This window comes from Streptomyces sp. NRRL WC-3549, assembly GCF_000721935.1.
GTDB lineage: Bacteria > Actinomycetota > Actinomycetes > Streptomycetales > Streptomycetaceae > Streptomyces.
Genome location: NZ_KL585394.1, coordinates 4,382 through 12,360 on the forward strand (window position 1 = coordinate 4,382; position 7,979 = coordinate 12,360).

At 72.7% G+C, this 7,979-nt stretch carries 9 protein-coding genes; 5 read left to right on the forward strand and 4 right to left on the reverse strand.

Translation table 11 applies throughout. The features are described 5' to 3' along the window. Window positions 1-143 precede the first annotated feature (143 nt). Together IH13_RS0110600 and IH13_RS0110605 are read left to right on the forward strand one after the other, a co-directional pair. On the forward strand, window positions 144-371 hold the full coding sequence (locus tag IH13_RS0110600) for a DUF3107 domain-containing protein (protein ID WP_031083210.1): 228 nt from the start codon (window positions 144-146) through the stop codon (window positions 369-371). Between the two features lie 216 nt (window positions 372-587). Further along, window positions 588-860, forward strand: a complete 273-nt coding sequence (locus IH13_RS0110605; protein WP_031083212.1) for a hypothetical protein — start codon at window positions 588-590, stop codon at window positions 858-860. A gap of 34 nt (window positions 861-894) precedes the next feature. Here the strand turns inward: IH13_RS0110605 and IH13_RS0110610 are convergent, their stop codons facing one another. Beyond that, window positions 895-1,641, reverse strand: a complete 747-nt coding sequence (locus tag IH13_RS0110610) for a ferritin-like fold-containing protein (protein WP_031083214.1) — start codon at window positions 1,639-1,641, stop codon at window positions 895-897. A 473-nt stretch (window positions 1,642-2,114) separates the two neighbouring features. On the opposite strand from IH13_RS0110610, the gene IH13_RS0110615 reads away from it, so the two are divergent. Continuing rightward, window positions 2,115-4,181 carry a DEAD/DEAH box helicase gene (locus IH13_RS0110615; RefSeq protein WP_031083216.1) on the forward strand — a complete coding sequence of 689 codons (2,067 nt, stop codon included), beginning with the start codon at window positions 2,115-2,117 and terminating at the stop codon, window positions 4,179-4,181. 159 nt (window positions 4,182-4,340) lie between these two features. Beyond that, the gene (locus IH13_RS0110620) at window positions 4,341-5,195 is read left to right on the forward strand and encodes an alpha/beta fold hydrolase (protein ID WP_031083218.1); all 855 of its coding nucleotides are present in this window, start codon (window positions 4,341-4,343) and stop codon (window positions 5,193-5,195) included. Between the two features lie 10 nt (window positions 5,196-5,205). On the opposite strand, the gene IH13_RS0110625 is transcribed toward IH13_RS0110620, so the two are convergent. Next, a complete protein-coding gene (locus IH13_RS0110625; RefSeq protein WP_031083220.1) occupies window positions 5,206-6,105 on the reverse strand; it encodes an NYN domain-containing protein in 900 nt (299 codons plus the stop codon). Between the two features lie 211 nt (window positions 6,106-6,316). Between IH13_RS0110625 and IH13_RS43905 the strand changes: the two genes are divergently transcribed. Further along, entirely contained in the window at window positions 6,317-6,469 is a 153-nt protein-coding gene (locus IH13_RS43905; RefSeq protein WP_199814629.1) for a hypothetical protein, read from the forward strand. A gap of 84 nt (window positions 6,470-6,553) precedes the next feature. On the opposite strand, the gene IH13_RS0110635 is transcribed toward IH13_RS43905, so the two are convergent. Further along, window positions 6,554-7,159 carry a MarC family protein gene (locus IH13_RS0110635; protein ID WP_031083223.1) on the reverse strand — a complete coding sequence of 202 codons (606 nt, stop codon included), beginning with the start codon at window positions 7,157-7,159 and terminating at the stop codon, window positions 6,554-6,556. A 141-nt stretch (window positions 7,160-7,300) separates the two neighbouring features. Beyond that, window positions 7,301-7,979, reverse strand: a 679-nt coding sequence (locus IH13_RS0110640) for a PHP domain-containing protein (RefSeq protein WP_031083224.1), incomplete at its 5' end; no start/stop codon positions are given.

Sequence of the window (7,979 nt, forward strand, 5' to 3'; positions counted from 1 at the left end):
CCCCCCCGCCGCACCGCCGGCGGGCGCCGGTGTTCGCTCCCGGCGTTGCCGGTCGACCCGTGGTCCGTCCCTTGACCGGGCTAATGTGTGCTGCGTACGGCGCGGTTCACCGCGCAGAGACGGACCGTCGGAGGGACATAGCCGTGGAGGTCAAGATCGGGGTTCAGCACACGCCCCGGGAGATCGTTCTGGAGAGCGGACTTTCCGCCGAAGAGGTCGAGAGCGCGGTCGGTGAAGCGCTCGACGGCACGGCGCGGCTGCTCAGCCTCACGGACGAGAAGGGCCGCAAGGTCCTGGTGCCGGCCGACCGGATCGCGTACGTGGAGATCGGCGAGCCCACCGCCCGGCGGGTGGGGTTCGGCGCGCTGTAGACCCGCGCCCGAGCGCACGGCGGCAGAAGGGGAAGAGGCCCGGCGGATTCCGCCCGGCCTCTTCCCCTTCGCCGCTTCCTCGCGTTCCTCGCGCGGGGCCTTCCGCGCGGGCCGTCCCTCGGTGGGGTTCACGTCCTGCCGGGAAGGGTTGTCATCCGCAGGTCAGGGGTAGGACGGCCTACGACCGACCGCCCGCCACCAAGCGAGGTGACCTCAGTGCTCTGGGAACCCATCAGCTCCGTCGTGCTCGGCCTCGCCCTGTCCTGGGCGGCACTGCGCTCACTGCCCGGCCGGCTCCCGTCCCGCAGGGCTGTGTTCCTCACCGGTGCGCTGGGCTCCCTCTTCGGCGCGTACCTCACGCACTCCACGGTGGGGCCGGGCCACGCCCTGGCGACACCGGCCGGTGCCGTGCTCGTCGGGGCGGTGACCCTGTCCCTGCTGATCCGCCCGCGCGGCCGCCGGCCGGTGCGGTCGGTGACGGCCCAGTAGCCTGCGGACGGCGCCCCGGCGGTACGGCGACCGGTCAGGCCGCGAGTCCGAGCGCGGCCATCCGCTTGGTGTGCGCCTCGGTGATCCGGGAGAACATCCGGCCGACCTCCGCGAGGTCGAAACCGTCCGCGACACCGCCCACCAGCATCATCGAGAGCGCGTCGCGGTCGGCGACGACCCGCTGGGCCTGGGAGAGCGCCTCCCCCATCAGCCTGCGGGCCCACAGGGCGAGCCTGCCGCCCACCCGGGGCTCCGCCTCGATGGCACCGCGCACCTTCTCGACGGCGAAGTTCCCGTGACCGGTGTCGTCGAGCACCGCGAGGACGAGGGAGCGGGTGTCCGTGTCGAGGCGGGCCGCGATCTCCCGGTAGAAGTCACTGGCGATGGAATCACCGACGTACGCCTTGACCAGGCCCTCCAGCCAGTCCGAGGGCGCCGTCTGCCGGTGGAACTCGTCCAACGCCCTGGCGAACGGCTCCATGGCCGCCGTGGGGTCCTCGTCGATCGCGGAGAGCCGGTCGGTCAGCTGCTCGAAGTGCTGGAACTCGGCGGACGCCATCCGCGCCAGCGCCGCCTTGTCACCGAGGGTCGGGGCGAGTTTCGCGTCCTCGGCGAGCCGCTCGAAGGCCGCCAGCTCCCCGTAGGCGAGCGCGCCGAGCAGATCCACCACCGCGGCGCGGTACTGGGGGTCGGCGGAGGCCGTGGCCCAGTCCTGGGCGGCGATCCCGGTGGGTGCGGCGGCTCCGTCGGATGCTTCCGTGGCGTTGTCTGGCGTCTCCATGGAGCGCAGAATAGCCCGCTCGTACGGGGGTGCAGGGCCGCGGTCGGCCGGACACATCACACCCTTCCCATGAATTCGCCCAACACACATGCGCGAATCCGGGGTACAGTGGTATTGCGCTTACTGAGCATTTTCGTGTGCCAGAAGCGCGACCTTGAATGAGGATGCCCGGTCGGTGGCCCGATCGGCTCCGACCCGACAGCCCTCGCGCGGGGCGTACGCCATGTACGACCGCAGATGAGGGGCCCCCTCAGCGGCACGAGCGCTCGAGCGACGGCAGTGGTCCCGCGCCACCCGGCCCATCCACGGCCGGATGACCAACCCAGGCACGGTTGGACCCCCAGCGTTCGCCTCGGGCCGCGTCTCACAGAAGAGGCAGCACCCTGACTACGTTCCGCGACCTCGGAATCCTCACCGAGACGGCCGAAGCCCTTGAGGCGGTCGGTATCACGTCCCCCTTCCCCATCCAGGAGATGACGCTCCCCGTGGCGCTCTCCGGCTCCGACGTCATCGGCCAGGCCAAGACCGGCACCGGCAAGACGCTCGGCTTCGGCCTCCCGCTCCTGGAGCGGGTCACCGTCCCCGCCGACGTCGAGGCCGGGCGGGCCGGGCCCGACCGGCTGACGGACGCGCCGCAGGCGCTGATCGTCGTCCCCACCCGCGAGCTGTGCCAGCAGGTCACCAACGACCTGCTCACCGCCGGCAAGGCCCGTGACGTACGCGTCCTCGCGATCTACGGCGGCCGGGCGTACGAGCCCCAGGTCGAGGCCCTCAAGAAGGGCGTCGACGTGGTCGTCGGCACACCCGGGCGCCTGCTCGACCTGGCGGGCCAGCGCAAGCTCGACCTCTCGCACGTCCGCGTCCTGGTCCTCGACGAGGCCGACGAGATGCTGGACCTCGGCTTCCTGCCCGACGTCGAGCGCATCATCACCATGCTTCCGGCCAAGCGTCAGACCATGCTGTTCTCGGCGACCATGCCGGGCGCCGTGATCTCCCTCGCGCGCCGCTACATGTCGCAGCCGACGCACATCAACGCCACGTCGCCCGACGACGAGGGCACCACCGTCAAGAACACGACGCAGTTCGTCTACCGCGCCCACTCGATGGACAAGCCCGAGATGGTCTCCCGCATCCTGCAGGCCGATGGCCGCGGGCTCGCGATGATCTTCTGCCGGACCAAGCGGACCGCCGCCGACATCGCGGAGCAGCTGGAGCGGCGCGGTTTCGCCTCCGGCGCGGTCCACGGCGACCTCGGCCAGGGCGCCCGTGAGCAGGCGCTGCGCGCCTTCCGCAACGGCAAGGTGGACGTCCTCGTCTGCACCGACGTCGCCGCTCGCGGCATCGACGTCGAAGGTGTGACGCACGTCATCAACTACCAGTCGCCCGAGGAGGAGAAGACCTACCTCCACCGCATCGGCCGCACCGGCCGCGCGGGCGCCAAGGGCACCGCGATCACGCTGGTCGACTGGGACGACATCCCGCGCTGGCAGCTGATCAACAAGGCGCTGGGGCTGGACTTCCCGGACCCGGTCGAGACGTACTCCACGTCCGCGCACCTGTACGAGGACCTCGGCATCCCGGCGGGCACCAAGGGTGTGCTGCCGCGTGCCGAGCGGACCCGGGCGGGTCTGGGCGCTGAGGAGATCGAGGACCTCGGTGAGACCGGCGGCCGTGGCCGCAAGTCCGCCGCGACGGCCCCGGCTCCCCGCGAGGAGCGGGCGCCGCGCACTCCGCGCCAGCGCCGGCGCACCCGGGGCGGGGCCGAGGTGGCCGAGGACGCCGTGGCCGTACCGGCGCCGTCCGTCGAGGCGGACGCCGATGACACCGCGCAGCCGCGCACCCCGCGCCGTCGCCGCCGTACCCGCGCCACCGTGGCCGAGGCCGGCGTGGCCGTGGCGGAGGCTCCGGCCGCTCCCGTCGTGGAGACCGAGCAGGCCGAGCCCGCGCCGCGTCGCCGCCGCGCCCGGGCCGCCGCGCCCGAGTCGGTGACCGAGGCGCCGGCCGCGCCCGCGGCCGAGGAGGCCCCCGAGCCCGCGCCGCGTCGTCGCCGCACCCGGGCCGCCGTGTCCGAGGTCGCCGAGGAGGCCCCGGTCGCGGAGGCCGGGCCGCGTCGTCGTACCCGTGCCGCGGCGCAGCCCGCCGTCGAGCCCGTGGTCGACTTCCAGACCGTGGCCGCCGTGTCCGTGGCTGAGCCCGTGGTCACCCGGCCGCGTCGCCGCCCGCGCGTCGTCAAGCCCGCCGTCGACGAGGTCGACTTCCAGATCGCCCCGGCGTCCGAGCCGGTGACCGAGGCCCGTCCGCGCCGCCGCAGCCGTGCCGCCGCCAAGCCGAAGACCGAGACGGTGGCTCCGGTCTCCGCCGTGGCCGAGGACGCGGCCGCACCGGCCAAGCCGCGCCGCCGCCGGGCGACGACCGCCGCGAAGGCCGAGAGCGCGCCGGTGTCCGAGGCGGTCGCCGCCAAGGACACGGCCCCCGCGAAGCCGCGCCGCCGCCGTGCCCGCGCGACGACGTCGGTGGCGGCCGAGTCGGCCGAGAGCTGATCCACCGGTCCCTCCCAGGGCCCCGGCCCCGCACCCAGCGGGCCCGGGGCCCTGTGCGTGGGGAGCTGCACGGACTCCCCCCGCGCCCCACAGGTCCGGGAAGCGGCCAGCGGCCCCCGCCTTGCGGCGGCTCGGGGGGACGGGCGCTAGCCTCGGCTCATGAGCCGGCCGCCCACCTTCACCCCGCCCCCCTGCGCCCGGGCCCGCGTCCTGCGCACCGCACGCGGCGACTTCGCCGTGCTGGACGCCGTCCCGCGCCGCCCGGCGCACGCCACCGCCCTTCTGCTGCCGGGGTACACCGGCAGCAAGGAGGACTTCATCGCCTTGCTCGAACCCCTGACGGACGCCGGTTTCCGGGTCGTCTCGGCCGACGGCCGCGGCCAGTACGAGACCCCCGGCCCGGATCGCCAAGAAGCTTACGAGCAAGAGGAATTGGCCCGGGACGTACAGGCGCAGGCCGAGGCGCTCGGTGAACCCGGCGGCGTCCATCTGCTGGGGCACTCCCTCGGCGGGCAGATCGCCCGCGCGGCGGTGCTGCTCGACGCCGCGCCGTTCCGCTCCCTGACCCTGATGTCGTCCGGCCCCGCCGAGATCGTCCCGGCCCAGCAGAAGAAGGCGCGGATGCTGAGCGACGCGCTGGCCTCCCTGACCATGGACGAGGTCTGGACGGCGATGCGCGCCCTGGATCCGCCCGAGGACGCCGACACCGGAGACGGCGAGGAGCTGCGCCGCCGCTGGCTGCGCCACAACCCGGCGCAGCTGATCGCCACCGGCGCCCAGCTCTCGGCCGAGCCGGACCGGGTGGACGAACTCGCCGCGCTCGGCCTCCCGGTCCACGTGGTGTCGGGCGAGAGCGACGACGTCTGGCCCGTACCGTCGCTGGACGCGATGGCACGGCGGCTGGGAGCCCGGCGCACCGTGATCGAGGGGGCCGAGCACTCCCCGAACACCGCCAGGCCCGGTCCGACGGCGAGCGCGCTCGCCGCGTTCTGGAACTCCCTTGGGACGGTCTGACGGTCGCGGGTCAGTACTGGGCCTGGAGGTGCTGCCAGAAGCCGTCGCGCAGGGCACGCCGCAGGTGGGCGTGGCCCCTGAGCGAGTACTGGAGCAACCGCTCGGCCTCGACCAGCAGGTCCTGGTCGACGGATCCGGGAAGGTACGGGCGGCCGGGCAGCAGGTCCGCCAGGGATTCCCGGCCGCGCGCGGCAAGCCAGGCGGCGGCGATCTGGGCCCCCACGAAGCGCACGTCCTCGCGCGCGGGGGCGGGGCTGTCGTCCTCGTACATCGTGACGGGGCGCCGGGTCACGTACGGGCGGCAGAAGTCGAGGTCGAAGGTGCGCTGGCTGTCGACCTCCCAGAGCAGCGGCTCCGCCTGGTTGCGGCCCTCCCCCGCCTCGATGCCCCAGAGGTGGACGCGGGCGCCGTAGCCCTGGGCCGCCTCGACGGCGGAGACCAGGTCCTCGTCACCGCCCACCAGGGCCGCGTCGCTGATGGCCCGGTGCCGGGCGAGCGATTCGAGGTCGGAGCGGATGAGTGAGTCGACGCCCTTCTGCTGGTTGTTCGCGTTGAGGTTGCCGAGTCTGACCTTCACGTCGGGGAGCTCGGCGATGGACTGCTGCTCGGTGGTGTGGATCCGCCGCCTGGCCCCGTCGTACCAGTAGACGCGCAGCAGCCGGCTGTCCGCGAAGATGGTGCGGGCCTTGTCGATGAAGGCTTCGATCAGCCCTTCCGCGTCGAGGTCGAAGGACCGCCGGTCCTCGGTCCCGGTGACGAGCAGCCCGGCTGCCGCGTAGACGTAGCCCGCGTCCACGAAGATGGCGTGGGTGGAGGGCGTCTTGGACACCTCGGCGAGTACGCGCTGGAGCAGTTCGTTGGTGCGGTCCAGCTGCTCCCGGATGCCGGGGCCCGCGTCCACGGGGTTCACGCGGCCCTCATCGGCTGCGCATGGTTCCTTACCGACGGGTACTTAGGCATCCAAAAAATTTCCTTAGCATAGGGAATGTTTGCAGTCAGCAAGTCGTTGTCACCCTTGTAGAGCACGAGACGCAGGACGGTTTGTGCTCCCATCCTTGCGGACGGCCCCGCCCGTCCATCCAGCAGTTCTCCAGCAGGAGGATCAGACGAAGGGAAGCCCTATGCGCTTCGAGATCACGCGACTCGACGACGTCGACGGTACCGCCGTGGACAGCACCGTCGTGGACGCCGCCTCCGTCAACCGGATCGTGCAGCAGGCCGCCGCCATAGGCCAGCGCATCCTGATCCGGCCGGCCGATGGGCCGGCTTCGTAACACCGTGCGCGCCGCCCCGTGCGGCCGAGTCCGACGACGCGCCCCCGTACGGAAGGATCCGTACGGGGGCGAGTGGTGTCCGGGTCAGGAGTTCTGGATGACCTGGGTGACGCCGTTGATGATCTGCTGGACGGCGATGGCGGAGAGCATCATGCCGGCGAGCCGCGTCACGAGCACGACGCCGCCGTCCTTGATCACGCGGATGATCAGCAGCGAGTAACGCATCGTCAGCCAGAGGACCACGTGCATGGCCACGATCGCCGACCACACGGACACCTGGCCGCCGACACCGTCCGCGTGCTGCACGGCGAGGATCACCGAGACGATCGCGCCGGGCCCGGCGAGCAGGGGCATCCCCAGCGGTACGAGGGCCACGTTGACGTCCTTGGTCTGCGTCGGCTCGTCCGTCTTCCCGGTGAGCAGGTCCAGCGCGATGAGCAGCAGGAGCAGTCCGCCCGCGATCATCAGCGCCGGGACGGAGACGTGGAGGTAGTCGAGGATCTGCTGGCCGAGCACGCCGAACACGGCGATCACGCCGAAGGCCACGGCGACCGCCTGGAGGGCCATCTTGCGCTGCACCTTGGCAGGGCGCCCCGCGGTGAGGGCCAGGAAGATCGGGGTGATTCCGGGCGGATCCATAATCACAAAAAGAGTGAGAAAGAGGGATCCGAAGACAGCGACGTCGAACACGATGAGCCTTGCGAGAGAGGGAGGGGGAGCGGGTCGGTACGGAGGGCGCACGCGCCGGGGCCGCAGGACGCGGCCGGGCGCACGGGAGTGCGACCGGGGGACGGATGACGTGGACGAGCGGGTGGGGTGCGCGGGGGCGCGTTACGCCTGGCGGTTTCCGCCGGCGCCCGGCACCGGGAAGGCCCCCGTGGCGCGCCGGGTGATCTCGCCGTAGATCTCCGGGTCGGTGGTGTACTCCCCGATCCGGACGGTCTTGCGGGTGCCGTGGTAGTCGCTCGACCCCGTGGGCAGCAGCTCCAGTTCGGCGGCGAGCGCGCGCAGCCGGGCCCGCGTGGGCGCGTCGTGGTCCATGTGGTCGACCTCGATGCCGTCCAGTCCCGCGGCGGCCAGGTCCGCGATCACGGACTCGGGCACCACCGCGCCGCGTTTGACGGCGAGCGGGTGGGCGAAGACGGTGACGCCGCCCGCGGCCTTGACCAGCCGGACCGCCTCGAACGGGTCGAGTTCGTGCTTCTCGGCGTAGGCGCGCCCGCCGTTGCCGAGCCAGGCCGGGGTGAAGGCGTCGGACACCGAGTCCACGACGCCGAGCTCGACGAGCGCGGTGGCGACGTGCGGGCGGCCGACCGAGCCGTCCCCCGCGATCCGTGCGACCTGCTCCCAGGTGACGGGGACCCCGAGTTCCCGGAGCTTGCGCACCATGGCCTTGGCGCGCGGCACCCGGTCGTCCCGCACCAGCTCGCGTTCGCGTGCCAGTTCGGGTTCGGCGGGGTCGAAGAGGTACGCCAGCATGTGCAGGCCGATGCCGCCGACACGGCAGGAC

Coding starts and splice junctions, on each gene's coding strand:
- IH13_RS0110610 (WP_031083214.1), bottom strand. CDS start 1,641: ATGGAGACGCCAGACAACGCCACGGAAGCATCCGACGGAGCCGCCGCA.
- IH13_RS0110615 (WP_031083216.1), top strand. CDS start 2,115: ATGACGCTCCCCGTGGCGCTCTCCGGCTCCGACGTCATCGGCCAGGCC.
- IH13_RS0110620 (WP_031083218.1), top strand. CDS start 4,341: ATGAGCCGGCCGCCCACCTTCACCCCGCCCCCCTGCGCCCGGGCCCGC.
- IH13_RS43905 (WP_199814629.1), top strand. CDS start 6,317: ATGCGCTTCGAGATCACGCGACTCGACGACGTCGACGGTACCGCCGTG.